Source organism: Psychroflexus sp. S27, from assembly GCF_002810405.1.
GTDB lineage: Bacteria > Bacteroidota > Bacteroidia > Flavobacteriales > Flavobacteriaceae > Psychroflexus > Psychroflexus halocasei_A.
Map to the genome: position 1 here is coordinate 209,666 of NZ_NEXQ01000025.1, position 16,328 is coordinate 225,993.

General features: G+C 34.0%; 12 protein-coding genes. 5 read left to right on the plus strand and 7 right to left on the minus strand.

What is annotated here, in order from left to right; translation table 11 throughout:
* From CAP47_RS11225 to miaA, 5 genes are read left to right on the plus strand one after another with little or no spacing between them, the layout of a single operon-like run.
* Entirely contained in the window at positions 1-1,239 is a 1,239-nt protein-coding gene (locus CAP47_RS11225) for a DUF1015 domain-containing protein (RefSeq protein ID WP_100776699.1), read from the plus strand.
* Positions 1,240-1,292: 53 nt separating this feature from the next.
* Positions 1,293-1,955 carry a YggS family pyridoxal phosphate-dependent enzyme gene (locus tag CAP47_RS11230; RefSeq protein ID WP_100776700.1) on the plus strand — a complete coding sequence of 221 codons (663 nt, stop codon included), beginning with the start codon at positions 1,293-1,295 and terminating at the stop codon, positions 1,953-1,955.
* Between the two features lie 3 nt (positions 1,956-1,958).
* Positions 1,959-3,338, plus strand: a complete 1,380-nt coding sequence (locus CAP47_RS11235) for an exonuclease domain-containing protein (RefSeq protein ID WP_100776701.1) — start codon at positions 1,959-1,961, stop codon at positions 3,336-3,338.
* Positions 3,335-4,138, plus strand: coding sequence for an ion transporter (locus CAP47_RS11240; protein WP_100776702.1), 804 nt, complete (start codon positions 3,335-3,337; stop codon positions 4,136-4,138). The genes CAP47_RS11235 and CAP47_RS11240 overlap by 4 nt, the downstream gene beginning before the upstream one ends.
* 4 nt (positions 4,139-4,142) lie before the next feature.
* On the plus strand, positions 4,143-5,060 hold the full coding sequence (gene miaA, locus CAP47_RS11245) for a tRNA (adenosine(37)-N6)-dimethylallyltransferase MiaA (protein ID WP_100776703.1): 918 nt from the start codon (positions 4,143-4,145) through the stop codon (positions 5,058-5,060).
* Positions 5,061-5,106: 46 nt separating this feature from the next.
* Here the strand turns inward: miaA and CAP47_RS11250 are convergent, their stop codons facing one another.
* From CAP47_RS11250 to CAP47_RS11280, 7 genes are all read right to left on the minus strand, one after another.
* The gene (locus tag CAP47_RS11250) at positions 5,107-5,832 is read right to left on the minus strand and encodes a response regulator transcription factor (protein ID WP_093239640.1); all 726 of its coding nucleotides are present in this window, start codon (positions 5,830-5,832) and stop codon (positions 5,107-5,109) included.
* Between the two features lie 4 nt (positions 5,833-5,836).
* Positions 5,837-7,411 carry a sensor histidine kinase gene (locus tag CAP47_RS11255; RefSeq protein WP_100776704.1) on the minus strand — a complete coding sequence of 525 codons (1,575 nt, stop codon included), beginning with the start codon at positions 7,409-7,411 and terminating at the stop codon, positions 5,837-5,839.
* Positions 7,412-7,488: 77 nt separating this feature from the next.
* On the minus strand, positions 7,489-8,067 hold the full coding sequence (gene coaE / locus CAP47_RS11260; RefSeq protein ID WP_100776705.1) for a dephospho-CoA kinase: 579 nt from the start codon (positions 8,065-8,067) through the stop codon (positions 7,489-7,491).
* Positions 8,064-8,921, minus strand: a complete 858-nt coding sequence (locus tag CAP47_RS11265) for a hypothetical protein (protein ID WP_153043518.1) — start codon at positions 8,919-8,921, stop codon at positions 8,064-8,066. Before CAP47_RS11265 ends, coaE begins: the two co-directional genes overlap by 4 nt.
* Positions 8,922-9,007: 86 nt before the next feature.
* Positions 9,008-10,012, minus strand: coding sequence for a glycosyltransferase (locus CAP47_RS11270; RefSeq protein ID WP_100776707.1), 1,005 nt, complete (start codon positions 10,010-10,012; stop codon positions 9,008-9,010).
* A gap of 106 nt (positions 10,013-10,118) precedes the next feature.
* Positions 10,119-13,727 carry a T9SS-dependent choice-of-anchor J family protein gene (locus tag CAP47_RS11275; RefSeq protein WP_100776708.1) on the minus strand — a complete coding sequence of 1,203 codons (3,609 nt, stop codon included), beginning with the start codon at positions 13,725-13,727 and terminating at the stop codon, positions 10,119-10,121.
* 156 nt (positions 13,728-13,883) lie between these two features.
* On the minus strand, positions 13,884-16,328 hold a 2,445-nt coding region (locus tag CAP47_RS11280), incomplete at its 5' end, for a T9SS type A sorting domain-containing protein (RefSeq protein WP_153043519.1).

A 16,328-nucleotide genomic window follows, 5' to 3' on the forward strand; every position in this document is an offset into this window, starting at 1 on the left:
ATGCCCTTAGTCAATCCTTTCAAGGCAGTTCGACCCTCAAGAGATAAAGTAGGTTTGATTGCCTCAAGACCTTATGAAACTTATACTAAAGCGCAATTAGAAGCGAGATTGGACAACAATCCTTTTTCATTTTTGCACATTGTTAATCCTGGTTATAAGTATCATAAAGAAATCTCTGGTCCGCAACGCTTTAAACTTGTTAAGAATAGATATGATGAATTTAAGGAAGATGGCAGTTTTATTCAAGACAAAACTGCCAACTTCTATTTGCATAAAATTGTTTATCGTAAAAAAATAGAATTTGTAGGTATTGTTGGTGCTGCTTCAGTTGATGATTATGAAAATAGAGTTATCAGAAAACATGAAGATACCATTTCAGAAAAAGTTGAAGTTTATAACGATTATCTAAAGACAGTCAGGTTTAACGCTGATCCTGTTCTATTGACGCATCCTAAAAACAGTAAGATTGAAGAAATCAAACAAAAAATGATGAAGGATCGCGCTGAGTATGAATTTACAACAACTTCACGCGAAACGCATTATTTATGGTTAATCAAGGATAAAGGAGACATTAAAAGTATTCAAGAAGAATTCAATAAAATGTCGCATTTCTATATTGCTGATGGACATCACAGAACAAACTCCTCTATTTCATTAAGAGCTGCTATTGCAGAGGAAAACAAGAAACATACAGGAAAAGAAGCTTATAATTTCTTTATGAGCTTTTTAATTCCTGAAAATCAGCTTCAAATTTTTGAATTCAATCGTTTGATTCAATCATTGAACGGTTTGAGCAAAGAGAGTTTTTTAATTCGTTTAGACGAATATTTCAAAATTGAAAACAGAGGTCAAAACTATTATAAACCTGGAGGAAAGCATAGGTTTAGTATGTACCTTGACAATGAATTCTACTCACTAGCTTTAAGGAAAAACTCATATAAATTCACAGATTCACTTTCTCAATTAGATGCTCAAATTCTGTTTAAAACAGTTTTAGAACCCATCTTAGGCATCAGTGATCTTCGACATGATAAACGCATCAAATATGTGCAAGGTCAAAAGGATATGACTTATGTTAAAGGCGCGATTGACAATGGAAGTTATCGTGTTGGTTTTGGTCTTTTTCCTGTGACAGTTCAAGAAATGAAGCGCATCGCTGATGAGAGTTTAGTGATGCCACCTAAAACAACTTATATTGATCCAAAACTGAGAAGCGGAATCACTATTTATGAGTTTTAAATGCTTCAGTCAAGGAAAACTATTATCTTGTATTTTTTATAAATAATAAATTTATGTCAGTCAAAATTGCTCAAAATCTTGAGGAAATTAAAAGTCAAATTGATAAGAAAGTCATATTAGTCGCTGTTTCCAAAACAAAACCTGAAAGTGACATCATGGAAGCTTACAATGCTGGTCATCGTGTTTTTGGAGAAAACAAAATACAAGAAATGGCAGACAAATATGAAAGCTTGCCAAAAGACATTGAGTGGCACATGATCGGCCATGTACAGTCAAACAAGGTTAAATATATGGCGCCTTTTGTGACGCTTGTTCATGCTGTTCATAAAATGAAATTACTAAAAGAAATCAATAAACGTGCAAAGCAAAACAATCGCGTTATTGATTGTTTATTACAAGTGAAAATCGCTGATGAAGATTCAAAATATGGAATGTCTGTTAATGAAACTGAGGCATTTTTAAAAGACGAACGCTTAAATAATTTTGAAAATGTTCGTATTAAAGGCTTAATGGGCATGGCAACCTTCACTGATGATGAAGAACAACTTAAACATGAATTTTCTATCTTACAGAACTTATATCACAAGTTGGAAAAAGAATATTCAGAATTTGATACTTTATCAATGGGTATGAGTGGTGATTATGAAGTTGCAATCGCTCACGACTCCAATATGGTTCGCGTCGGAAGTTCTATTTTTGGTGAAAGAAATTATTAGAATTTGTATGTAATACTCGACATAGAATCAACTGGTGGTAAATACAATGAAGAAGGTATTACCGAAATTGCAATCTACAAACATGATGGCAACAAAATTGTTGATGAATTTGTCAGTTTGGTTAATCCAGAGCGAAAAATTCAATCTTTTGTTATCGGTTTGACAGGCATTAATAATCAAATGCTTCACGACCAACCCAAATTCTATGAAATAGCAAAACGCATTATTGAGATTACTGAAGGCTGCATTATCGTTGCGCATAACGCAAAATTTGACTATCGCATGCTACGCTTAGAGTTTGATAGGCTAGGTTATAAATTTGAAAGACAAACTTTATGCACAATCAAACTTGCTGAAAAGTTATTGCCAAATTTAAAATCTTACAGCTTAGGAAAGCTCGTCAAGAAACTTGAGATTCCTATCCAAAATAGACATCGCGCAAGTGGTGATGCTTTGGCGACTGTAAAGCTTTTTGAATTGCTTTTGAGTAAAGAAAATTCAGAAGATCTCATCAAGCTTCAAATAACTCAAAATCCTAAATTTATAAAAGATAAAAAGGCAACTGATTTATTAGAAAAACTACCGCAATCAATAGGTGTTTATTTTTTTTACAATGAAGATGATGAAATTATTTATATAGGAAAAAGTAAAAATATCAAGAAAAGAATTCAGCAACATTTTGCAAATTCAAGTCATAAATCAAAAAAGATTAGGGATGAAATTAATCGTATTTCTTTTGAAACAACCGGCAATGAACTCATCGCCTTATTGATTGAAAATCAAAACATTAAAAAACAAAAACCAAAATATAATCGTGCTTTAAAAAAAGATATTTTTTCTTACGGACTTTATACTTCTAAAAATAAGGAAGGCTATCAAGTATTGAATCTTAAGAAAATTGATGAAACAAAGGATAAAAGTTATATCACGAGTTTTACAACCCTAAAACAAGGACGAAAATTTTTAGCAGCCTGTGTCGAGAAATATGATTTATGTCTAAAACTGACAGATTTACACAAAACGCAAGGCCCTTGCTTCAATTACGGTATCAAAAAATGTAAAGGCGCATGTATTTCAGAAGAAAGTGCTGAGCTTTATAATCTAAGAGTTAATGAAATTATTGATCATTATCAAATGCCTCAAGAAAACTTGATTGTTTATGATCGTGGGCGTCAAAAAAATGAAGAAGCCATTATTCTTACCGAAAAAGGAAAGATGAAAGGCTATGCTTATGTCAATTCTGATAAAAGAAATTTAAAATCTGACATTGAACAAAATCTCGTTAAAATTAATGATGACAGAGATGCTAGACATATTTTTCAGTCGTATATTCGAAAAAATGAAAAAAAATTGAAAATTGAATTTTTAGAGTTTTCTGTATGAGTTGGAAAGAGAAATTACATGAAATAATTTACGAAGCTGACACAAGAAAAGGTAAAATCTTTGATGTCATCCTTCTTATTGTTATTGCAATTAGTATAATTCTTGTGATGCTCGACAGCGTACAAAGTATTTATGATCAATACCATGATTACTTTTATTATGCTGAATGGATCATCACGATTATTTTTACAATTGAGTACATTCTCAGAATAATTTGTATCAAAAAACCGATAAAATATATTTTTAGTTTCTATGGTATTGTTGACTTACTCTCGACACTCCCACTCTACATCAGTTTTTTCTTCACAACAAGTTACGCTTTAATGACGCTCAGAGCTTTAAGACTTTTGAGGGTCTTTAGAATTTTAAAAATAACACGTTACATCGGTGCTGGAAATCGTTTGATGATTGCTTTAAGGTCGAGTTTACCTAAAATCATGATTTTTGTATTTAGCGTTGTTATTATTTCATTTATAGCGGGAACAATCATGTATCTTGTAGAAGGTCCAGAACATGGCTTCACTTCAATACCGGTGAGTATTTATTGGACAATCGTTACTTTAACAACTGTAGGTTTTGGTGATATACACCCTGTCACGCCTTTAGGTCAATCCATTGCAACACTTATTATGGTTTTGGGTTATGGTGTTATCGCTGTACCTACAGGAATAGTCTCATCTGAATTTGTACAAAACTCAAATAATCAAACGCAGACACAATCTTGTTTTAATTGTAATGAAAAAGATCATCTTGATGATGCTAAATTTTGTCAGAATTGTGGATATTCTTTAAAAAAATAATTCTTTGAAAAACAATTATTTAATCAGCATTATTGGGCCAACAGCCATTGGTAAAACAGCATTGGCCATTCAATTGGCGAGATATTTTGATACTGAAATATTATCTTCAGATTCACGTCAATTCTACAAAGAAATGCAAATTGGAACTGCAGTTCCTTCTCAAGAAGAATTATCAACAGCAAAACATCATTTCATTCAACATAAATCAATTCATGATACTTACACTGTCGGTGATTTTGAAAAAGAAGCTTTAGCTACATTAGAAAAACTTTTCAAAGAAAAGTCTGTTGCCATTATGGTTGGCGGAAGTGGCCTTTATGAAAAGGCTGTAACTAAAGGATTAGATAAATTTCCTGAGGTTGATCAAAATATCTTAGACACCTTAAACGAAGCAAATCGCAAAAATGGTATTGAGAAATTAGCAAATAAATTAATCGAATTGGACCCAGACTATGCTAAGAATGTTGATTTAGAAAATCATCAACGCGTCATTAGAGCATTATCCATTTGTTTATCAAGTGGAAAGAGATTTTCAGGTTTTTTGGGACAAACAGAAAATAAACGTCACTTCAGGAATATAATTGTTGGCCTGGATGCTGACAGAAGAATCATCTATGATCGCATCAATCAACGTGTTGATATCATGCTTAAAAATGGTTTATTAGAAGAAGCCAAAAGTTTAGAGAAATATAAAACTTTAAATACACTCAACACAGTTGGTTATAAAGAGCTTTTTGAATTTATGGATGGTAATGTCTCTTTAGAGAAAGCGATTGAAAATATCAAAACGAATACAAGAAGATTTGCAAAACGTCAATTGACATGGTATAGAAAAGACGATAGAGTCAATTGGTTTAATTATCAAAAAACTCCTGAAGAAATTATTAAAAAATTAAAGGATAAATACTTATTGCAATCTTAGAGATTGCAATAAGTATCGTTTTTTGAAACTGAATTTATCCTATTTTTTAATACGTGCTCTTTCCACTTTCGTCTTTAACAACTAAACGGAATCCTTCACCGTGAATGTTCAGGATTTCAACTAAATCATCTTTCTTCAAATACTTTCTAAGTTTAGCGATGTAAACATCCATACTACGAGAAGTAAAATAGTTATCATCTCTCCAAATCTTAGTTAAAGCAAGTTCACGTGGCATTAAATCATTTTCATGTAATGCAAGTAATCTTAGCAATTCGTTCTCTTTTGGAGATAATTTGATAGGCTCTTCCTCCTTATAAGTTAAGAAACGTAGCTTAGAGTTCAGGTGGAAGTTTCCAATTATAAATTCAAACTGCTTGCTATCAGCTAAGCTGTCACTTGATTTGCGTTGCATGATTGCCTTTATTTTCATCAAGAGAACCTCACTGTCAAATGGTTTATTTAAATAATCATCTGCACCTACTTTATATCCTTTCAAAACATCTTCTTTCATTGCTTTTGCAGTTAAAAAGATGATAGGAATATCTTCATTTTTGCCACGGATTTCTTTTGCTAAAGTGAATCCATCTTTGTAAGGCATCATGACATCGAGTATACAGAGGTCATAAGTTCCTTTTTTGAATTTCTCGAAACCCTCCATTCCATTTTTGGCATGTGTCACATCAAAATCATTCATAGCTAAATAATCTTTCAGAACAATACCAAAGTTTGGATCATCTTCGACAAGTAAAATCTTTTTGTTTTCAGTTTCCATAGTTTTATGATATTAATGGTAATTTTATTATAAATGTACTTCCAGCATTCTTATCGCTTTCCACACTCACCTCTCCGTGGTGGTCATCGACGATTTGTTTCACATAAGCTAGACCAAGTCCATGCCCTTTTACATTGTGAACATCGCCTGTGTGTTCGCGATAGAATTTTTGAAATATTTTCTTTTGTGTTGTTTTATTCATTCCGTCCCCATGATCTTTAACACTTAAAACGATATAGTTCTTAACAACTTCTGTAAAAATATCAATTTCCGGGGATTCAGGCGAATACTTAATGGCATTATCCAGTATATTAACAATAACGTTAACAAAATGTGAGTTATTTGCCAAAATCGTACAGTCTTTAGCTTTGTAATGCTTTTCAATATAACCACCTCTATCCTTAACAATTAGACTCACATGCCTCACTGCAGAATCAATAATTTCATGCAAAGAGGCTTTTTCTTTCTTAATATCTAACTCATTTTTTTCAAGTTTAGAAATGCGCAAAACATTTTCTACCTGAGCATGCATACGCTTATTCTCTTCACGAATCATCTCTAAATATCGAGCAACCATTTCTGGTTTTTCAGAAATTTTAGGATTTTTCACAGAATCTAAAGCCAAATTAATAGTTGCAATAGGTGTTTTAAATTCGTGCGTCATATTATTGATAAAATCTGACTTGATCTGAGAAATCTGTCTTTGTTTTATCAATTGATTAATGGCTGTCGCAAACACAAACACAATAATAATAGTGAAAGAACCTGACAAGATAGCCATTAAAAGTATTGACGATAAAATCGCTTTTTTCTTATCTTGAAAATTGATAAAAAGTTGATAACTCGATGTGTTATTATTGTATTTAAAGACAGGAATACCGTAAGTTGAAGGTGAATTTAGTTTAAAATCAGCAGAGCGAACTCTGGTGTTTAAACCATTACTGAAGATACCAAATTCATAATCAGAATTGATATCTAATTTTGAGATATAAGAATCGATAATCCTTCTCACTTCAGTAGTGTCAATACGTTTATGAATAGGCAATTGAGACGCCATTTCCTTAACAACATCAAGCAATAAAAAACGTTCAGCATCCTCAATACGGTTGATGCGCTGATAACGCTCTTGAGCTGACAAGCCAACACCATCGACTTGGTCAGCGTCATTTCTAGATATCTTTGTGGCTAATTTTTTTGAAGTAATCTTCTTAAAAGAAACTGAATCTTCTTCGTCTGCTAAAAATTGTGATGAGATTTTATATTCTTCTTGAATCAAACTATTGGAATACACAAAATACTCGCTAGAGACGTCACCTTTTTTAACCTGAAAAAGTTCACTAAGCTGCTTCTCAATTGGCTTGGTAGAATCCGCAATACTGGCCAATTCAAAGTAGTATTTATTGACCTCACGTTCTTCAATGTCGCTGACAACATTGACTAACATCTGTTTTGCTGCAATGGAAAACTGCTCTTCGTTATTTTCTACATTACTCTTGATCCAATAGCCTTGTACGAAAATAATTCCGATAAGTGCAAGCGTCATTGCAATGATCAAAATTTTAAACAACCTCGTATTCATAGCTGCGAAATTATTGTTTTAACATTCGCAGAACTCAGCGTTTAACCTAAAGTTAACATGACTTTGCAGGATTAAATTCAAATCCCATGAAATATTTTATCGAACCTGTTAACTTGCTGTTTAGTATCTTCAATCTTAACATTATTTAAGATATAGTCTGCCAATTCTACCTTCCGAGATTCAGACCATTGGTTCTCCATTCGTCTTAAAACCTCATCTTCAGTGACTGAATCTCGCTTCATCACTCTTTCGATACGTAATGCTTTTGGTGCTGTCACTAAAAGTGTTTTATCAAAAAATGATTGTCTGTTATGTTCAAAAATAATTGCTGCTTCATAAATGATATAAGGCGAATTTTGTTGAACAAACCAATTTTCAAAAGCTTGATGAACTTTGGGATGAATTATGTTGTTGAGCTTCTTGAGTTCTTCAGAATCTGAAAAAACAATCTGACCTAAAGCTTTTCGGTCGATGCTGTTCTTTGAAATCACACTGCTTCCAAAACATTCTTTAATTTCGTTGACAACTTCTTCTTCTTCAAAAAGCTTTTTCGCTTCAATATCGGCTATAAAAACAGGAACTCCCTTTTCCTTAAAAAGCGCTGCAACAGTTGATTTACCACTGCCAATTCCTCCTGTTAAACCAATTTTTTTCATTCCCTGATTAAGTAATTAACTTTTGAAGTATTAAAACGTATGTTTTTGATATGTTTAGGTTTCATATCAAGATAAGGCGTCAAGACATTATCATCTTTTTCACGTTTCTTATAATCACAAATAAGACGAAAATCTTTATTGGTAATATCATCATAATGCTGAAGTTCGACCTCAATATTCATCTGAATTTCCTTAGGAAAAATAGACAGCTTCATATTATCAGGTACATTGATCACATCAATTGGAAGCTTGATTTTTTTCTCAGTGTATTTGGCGACTTTCAATTTGTAATCAACTTCTTTTTGAGAAATATCATGAATATCAAGTTGATTTAAGTCAATCGCAATGTGATCTTCAAGAGATTCTTTGACTTTATGAAGTGTTTTCTGCTGTGTTGAAACAAATTGAATTGTATCTAAAACAGTTTGATTTCCGTAAATCGTTAAGCTGTCAGGTGAAAACTGAAAATCAGCAACAGAATCGTACCCAGTTGCGAAATCAATGTTGATACGAGATTGAATTCCCACTTTTTTAGAATAAAGCTTGTAAGTGCTGATGTTGATATCTTTGGTTTTGATATCAAAACTTCCATTAGGCAATTCTAAATTTTCTTGTACGACGGATTTGATACGCTCATTTGCTAAATAATAATTATCATTAACTTGCTCTAACTGATTAAAATCTATCAATATAGTTTTTTCAAATAAGCTAAAACTGATAAACTTAATTCCTGTGGCTTCAAGTTGTACCTTAATGATCTCATTATTCGATTTCTTAATTATTTTATTTTTGGGTAGATTTTTTAATTCATAATTAAATTCAATTGTATCAGTGTATGTTTTTGATAACTTCAATATAAACCATATAAGGCTTGTTGATATCAGAATAAACAAAAAAGCTTTGTTACTATTTTGAAAGATTTTTTTGATATTTATTTTCTTCATTTAGTAAAAAATAAAAATGGATATTTCTTTTGAGGGTTTTTGTCTGTTAAGATAAAATGATAATAACTCTGCAAAAATGCAAAACCATAACCTGAAAACTGAATAAAAATAGCAATAATGCTATAAAAAGCAACATTGAAAGATTTATATTTTATAAAAGCCGAAACAAAGGCGATGAGAAAATAGATCAAGTAAAGCCAAATGAAATAAGGTAAGCCAACGAATGAAAGCATCAGCGAGACTATAAATCCAAGAATAAAAACACTTGGAAAGAAGAAAGTGATCTTCTGAGTTTCAGGAAATCTTTTGATTAAAATAGGTCTGACTAATCCAAATTTTCTGACTTGTTGGTAAAATTTAGAAAAATCAATGCGACGTTTATGATACAAATAAGCTTGAGGTATAAAACCTAATTTAAAACCAAGTTTTTTAAGTCGAATTGAGAGGTCAGGATCTTCCCCTGGATGTATATTTCCAAAACCTCCAGATTTTTTAAAAGCTGCTTCAGAAATTCCCATGTTGAAACTTCTAGGCTCATAAGACTGCTTTACATTATTGTTTCCTCTGATGCCACCTGTCGTTATCAAGGAAGTCATTGAAAAATCTATGGCTTTCTGTATATTTGAAAAAGAATCATGTGCACGATCAGCACCTCCAAAACAATCCAAATAATTATTATTTAAAGAAGTTTCAATGTTTTTTAAATAATAAGAAGGAAGTATCACATCACTATCTAAAATAATGAAATAATTTCCTTTTGCACGTTGCATTCCATAGTTTCTGGAATCACCTGGACCGGTGTTTTTTTTCTTAAAATAAGTGATGTCTAACCACTGTTGATAAGGCTCAACAACAGCCTCAGAACTCTCTTCAGAACCATCCTCAACAATGACAATCTCAAAAGATTTATCATACTCTAAGGCTGTCAAACTCTGAAGTAATTCATCGACCTCTTGCGGTCGATTATAAACGGGAATAACAAATGAAAAATAAAATGACATCTTGCAAAAATAGAGTAATTAATAAGAAGTCTAGCATACTTTTTAGAAACAAAAAACCCCAGAACTTGCGCTCTGAGGTTTTATAATTTAGAGTGAAGTTTTACACTTACTCTTTTATCAATCTAAAGGTTTGTGTTTGTCCTTTAACCGTTGCTTTTACTAAATAAACACCAGCTTGAACATCACTTAAATCAAAACTCACTTCAGTTGATTCTGGAGAAATTTCTCTCACCTCCTGACCCAACATATTGTAAATCACAATTTGCTCCAATTCATAAGTTGAATTAATCACAAATCTCGATTCAACTGGGTTTGGATAGTAACTAAAGTTTGCATCACTAAAGAAATCTTGGTTTGATGCGGTTCCTGCGTCAACATTAAAGATAATCTCTGTTTGACCTCCCGAAGCACATGATCCACCGAAATCAGCATCTAATGTGATGTACATCATTCCTGACTGAGCAGTAAAGATTAATCCTGCCAGCTCACCTGCTGTTGTGGTTGGATTATCTGAATCATAAAGTACAACTCCTGTATCATCTGAACCATCGTAAATCATTAAATCATCCCAAGTCCCTCCACTAAAGTTAGTTTCAAGTGTTCCTTGAATAAACTCAATTGTTAATGGTGAACCGTCTGATGACTCAAACAACCATTCTTTAAAATCAGTATTCTCATAGCAATATGTTCCAGATTCTGTTGTCCCTGGCGTCACTATTACTGCACCTAACAAGGTTTCGAAAGTTGAAGATGCAGAATATGTACTCATTCCATCCGTGTCACAATCTGCTCTAACATAAGCCTGGTAAGTTGAACTAGGAGACAAACCATTCACGGTCGCTGTCACTTCACCAGCAGCAGTTGACCCTGTTGCAACAGCAGTTGCTGTTTCAGGATCTTCCCCTTCTTCAAAAACACTCCACACATAGCCATTCACTGCTTCTGTATTATCTGTCCATGTTAAATCAGCTTCAGTTTGCGTTATGTTTGAAACTGACAAATCGTAAACTTCAGGACATATCAATGGTGTTCTGACTTTAAAATTATCGATGAAAATATAGTAATCTTCAGAATCATTTACATCACCATCAGTTGCATAAATTGCAAACTTAACATTTGCTCCTGTGATGCCAGATAAATCAAAAGCGACGGTCTCGCCTGTATTAGATGGTTCGCTTCCTGCTTCCCAAGTTTGTAATACAGTCCATGTTACACCATCCAAAGAATAAAGTGCATAAACCTCATCATCTGAGCCCATTGCCGAATTGTCTGAACCTATAAATGCTGTTATACCAATATCAAAAACAACTTCATAACCATCAGCTGATAAATCAAATGCTGGGGAAATTAACCATTCACTTCGTGTCGTTGTAGATAAATTAATACGCGCAGCTCCTGAATATCCGTTATTTAAAAAACCATCAGATGTCCAAGCGCCTGAACCATAACTTGCTGGCCCTGTTGCAAAATCACCATCTTCAGCTTCTTCCCAACATACTGGTAGAAAACCTGAAAAATCTTCTAAATAATCAGGTACAAAAGTTTCACAAGCCGTTTGAAAACTTTCTGGCCCTTCATAATCACTTAGACCATTCGCATCACAGTTTGATAAAATATAAAAATCATAAACTGTCGCTGCTGTTAATCCAGTCACGGTCACAGCTGAATCTCCTGGGTTTGTTGTTCCAGATTCAACTGGCGTGTCAATTTCAGGATCTTCTCCTTCTGCCATAACAACCCAGTCGTAACCCAATTCTTCAGAAGCAGACACTGTCCAAGTGAATTCAGCTGACGTAGATGTAACATTTGTTTCATTAAGTGCTAAATCTGTTGGTGCTGCACAAGTTACAGTTGTTTCTACTGTTAAAGTATCAGAGTAATCACTCATGCCTTCAACACCACAATCTGTTCTCACGTAAACATCATAAGTTGTTGTTTCTGACAAACCAGTAATACTAACTGTTGTTACACCTGTTCCAGTTGTTCCTGTTTGAATAGGTGTATCAACAGCTAGATCTTCATTTTCAAGCATCATATACCATTCGTAACCATTAACTTCAGACGCTTCTTGATTCCAGGATAAATCTAATGAACTTCCTGAAATATTAGATGCTGTAACATCTGAAGGTTTGATACATGTTGGCGCTTCCATAAAAGTAACATCATCAATCGCAAACCCCCAATAACTAGAAGCAGAATAAGTTTGATGAAAAGCAACATAAATTGTTTCTCCAGCATAAGCAGAAAGATCTAGTGTATGCTCTAACCATTCTTCGTTAGCCACATCAAAAGTGCCTAAATTATCAGTGAAACTTGAGATTTGCATATCAGTGGTTGACACTAAAACATCATAAGTATTATTGTATGATGCGCCTTCAACAGCATCAAACCATAACATTTGCATATCTGAGTTTGAAGATAAATCTAATGCCGGAGAGATCAGGTAATCATCATTATTACCTGTTCCTTGAGCAAAAGAACTTCCTGAATGAGGCGTAATATATTGTGATGATTTATTCCATGTACTCGCGTCATTGTCATTATTAACAACTGTCCAACACAAAGGAGCTTCAGGACTGCCAAACCATGTTCCATCAAAATTTTCAGTTAAAAAATATGTTGTCACCGCCTCACATACTGTTGCAAACATCTGGGATTGACTGAAATAGCTTTCATCTGCAGGACTACAATTCGCTTTCACATAGAAGTCATAGATTGATGATGGCATTAACCCCGTTAATGAAACGCCTAAAACACCATCATTATCAACAACTTCAGTTCCTTCAGTTGCTGGATCAAAACCTTCAGCACCATAAATAATTGACCATTCTGTTTCACCTCCATTTGAAGTCCAACTTAAATCTGCTTCTGTTGTTGTGATGTTTGAAACAACCAAATCTGACGGTGCTGGACAAGTTAATTCTTCTAAACAAAAAGAGGTATTTGTAGCTCCTGAATATGTGTCATAAATTTGAATTATCAAATCGTCACCTACATTCCATCCACTTAAAATAGTATCTTCTGATGCGAATGATGATTCGCAAATAATTTCTGTACCATCTAATTGTCGAATTGCAATACCTGGGTTAGCATCACCATCATTCCAGACTAAAGCAGAAGATGTTGCAGTCCATGAGAAAAACAAATCATGACCAGTATTTTCGTTATCACAAGATGTATTTAGACCACTATCAGAAACAGAACCGTCACCAAAATCGTAGGAGAATGTGAAAGTGTCACAACCTGTGCCTGGTGCTGATGGTGTAATAGGTATTGCTCCTGCTATTGTATCATTAGGTGCTGGACAAGTATCCTTAAAAGCTCCTAAATCAACATTGCATTGAGAATCTTGGTCATGTTCTAAAACTAGATTAATAACAGTTCCTACAGGAATTGGTCCAAATGAAACTACACCTGTTTCTGTCACAGGCATATCAGGCGCACCTAAGTCATTAGTAATTGTCAAACTTGTTGCATCACCCATGTCGGTTACATCAACATTAATTGTATAAACACCATTGACACAATCTTCATCTATAGAAGTTGTTGCTTGCGGCGATGTACAATTTGCCTGAAAGGCTTCGAAAGAGTCAAAAGGATTCATGTCCAATGTGCTCAATTTTTCAGAGTCAAAACTCTCTGAACTAAATAGCGCTGCTTCACTATGCCACGATATGGCAAACAGAAAAGCAAAAATAAAAGTCATTTTTTTCATTTTAATTATATTTTTGATTATTAACGAAAATATAACTTTTTACATTTAAACAATAAGAACATCATAAAAATTTACGAGAAAATATTTTAATTATTAAAATAAAAAAACCCAAAGCTTTCACTTTGGGTTTCTGTTTTAATGAATAAATTATAAAACTTATTCTTTGATTAATCTAAATGTTTGTACTTGCCCTTCAACTGTTGCTTTTACTAAATAAACACCAGCTTGAACATCACTTAAATCAAAACTCACTTCAGTTGACTGTGGAGAAATTTCTCTCACCTCCTGACCCAACATATTGTAAATCACAATTTGCTCCAATTCATAAGTTGAATTAATCACAAATCTCGATTCAACTGGGTTTGGATAGTAACTAAAGTTTGCATCACTAAAGAAATCTGAATTTGAAGCAGTTCCTGCGTCAACATTAAAGATGATCTCTGTTTGACTTCCATACTTACATGAGCCAGAAATATCAGAATCTAAAGTCATATACAGCATTCCTGATTCAGCGACAAAGATCAAGCCTTCTAATTCTCCAGCATCTGATATTGGGTTATCAGAGTCATACAGAACAATCCCTGTGTCATCATTACCATCATAGATCATCAAATCATCAAAAGTTCCTCCACTGTAGTTTGTTTCAAGCGTTCCTTGCTCAAACTCTATTGTTAGTGTCGATCCATCTGAAGACTCAAACAACCATTCTTTGAAATCATCATTTTCGTAACAGTGATCAATTGTCTCTGTTGTTCCAGGTGTTACAATTGTCGCACCAAAAGCAGTCTCAAATTGAACAGCAGAAGATATATAGCTCAACCAATCAGCAACACAATCTGCTTGTACGTAAGCATCATAAGAAGAGTTTGCTGACAAACCAGTTACAGTAACTGTTACTTCTCCAGCAGTTGTTGTTCCAGTTGCAACAGCTGTTGCTGTTTCAGGATCTTCCCCTTCTTCAAAAACACGCCAGACATAACCATTAACTGCTTCAGTGTTATCTGTCCAGGTCAGTTCAGCTTCAGTTTGCGTTATGTTTGAAACTGACAAATCGTAAACTTCAGGACATATCAATGGTGTTCTGACTTTAAAATTATCGATGAAAATATTGTAATCTTCAGAATCATTTACATCACCATCAGTTGCATAAATTGCAAACTTAACATTTGCTCCTGTGATGCCAGATAAATCAAAAGCGACGGTCTCGCCTGTATTAGATGGTTCGCTTCCTGCTTCCCAAGTTTGTAATACAGTCCATGTTACACCATCCAAAGAATAAAGTGCATAAACCTCATCATCTGAGCCCATTGCCGAATTGTCTGAACCTGTAAATGCTGTTATACCAATATCAAAAACAACTTCATAACCATCAACTGATAAATCAAATGCTGGGGAAATTAACCATTCACTTCGTGTCGTTGTAGATAAATTAATACGCGCAGCTCCTGAATATCTGTTATTTAAAAAACCATCAGGTGTCCAAGCGCCTGAACCATAACTTGCTGGCCCTGTTGCAAAATCACCATCTTCAGCTTCTTCCCAACATACTGGTAGAAAACCTGAAAAATCTTCTAAATAATCAGGTACAAAAGTTTCACAAGCCGTTTGAAAACTTTCTGGCCCTTCATAATCACTTAGACCATTCGCATCACAGTTTGATAAAATATAAAAATCATAAACTGTCGCTGCTGTTAATCCAGTCACGGTCACAGCTGTATCTCCTGGATTTGTTGTTCCAGACTCTATTGGTGTGTCAACTGCAGGATCTTCTCCTTCTGCCATAACAACCCAGTCGTAACCCAATTCTTCAGAAGCAGATACTGTCCAAGTGAATTCAGCTGACGTAGATGTAACATTTGTTTCATTAAGTGCTAAATCTGTTGGTGCTGCACAAGTTAATTCTTCTAAACAAAAAGAGGTATTTGTAGCTCCTGAATATGTGTCATAAATTTGAATTATCAAATCGTCACCTACATTCCATCCACTTAAAATAGTATCTTCTGATGCGAATGATGATTCGCAAATAATTTCTGTACCATCTAATTGTCGAATTGCAATACCTGGGTTAGCATCACCATCATTCCAGACTAAAGCAGAAGATGTTGCAGTCCATGAGAAAAACAAATCATGACCAGTATTTTCGTTATCACAAGATGTATTTAGACCACTATCAGAAACAGAACCGTCACCAAAATCGTAGGAGAATGTGAAAGTGTCACAACCTGTGCCTGGTGCTGATGGTGTAATAGGTATTGCTCCTGCTATTGTATCATTAGGTGCTGGACAAGTATCCTTAAAAGCTCCTAAATCAACATTGCATTGAGAATCTTGGTCATGTTCTAAAACTAGATTAATAACAGTTCCTACAGGAATTGGTCCAAATGAAACTACACCTGTTTCTGTCACAGGCATATCAGGCGCACCTAAGTCATTAGTAATTGTCAAACTTGTTGCATCACCCATGTCGGTTACATCAACATTAATTGTATAAACACCATTGACACAATCTTCATCTATAGAAGTTGTTGCTTGCGGCGATGTACAATTTGCCTGAAAGGCTTCGAAAGAGTCAAAAGGATTCATGTCCAATGTGCTCAATTT

Coding starts and splice junctions, on each gene's coding strand:
- CAP47_RS11240 (WP_100776702.1), top strand. CDS start 3,335: ATGAGTTGGAAAGAGAAATTACATGAAATAATTTACGAAGCTGACACA.
- CAP47_RS11270 (WP_100776707.1), bottom strand. CDS start 10,012: ATGTCATTTTATTTTTCATTTGTTATTCCCGTTTATAATCGACCGCAA.
- CAP47_RS11230 (WP_100776700.1), top strand. CDS start 1,293: ATGTCAGTCAAAATTGCTCAAAATCTTGAGGAAATTAAAAGTCAAATT.
- CAP47_RS11250 (WP_093239640.1), bottom strand. CDS start 5,832: ATGGAAACTGAAAACAAAAAGATTTTACTTGTCGAAGATGATCCAAAC.
- CAP47_RS11255 (WP_100776704.1), bottom strand. CDS start 7,411: ATGAATACGAGGTTGTTTAAAATTTTGATCATTGCAATGACGCTTGCA.
- coaE (WP_100776705.1), bottom strand. CDS start 8,067: ATGAAAAAAATTGGTTTAACAGGAGGAATTGGCAGTGGTAAATCAACT.
- CAP47_RS11225 (WP_100776699.1), top strand. CDS start 1: ATGCCCTTAGTCAATCCTTTCAAGGCAGTTCGACCCTCAAGAGATAAA.
- CAP47_RS11275 (WP_100776708.1), bottom strand. CDS start 13,727: ATGAAAAAAATGACTTTTATTTTTGCTTTTCTGTTTGCCATATCGTGG.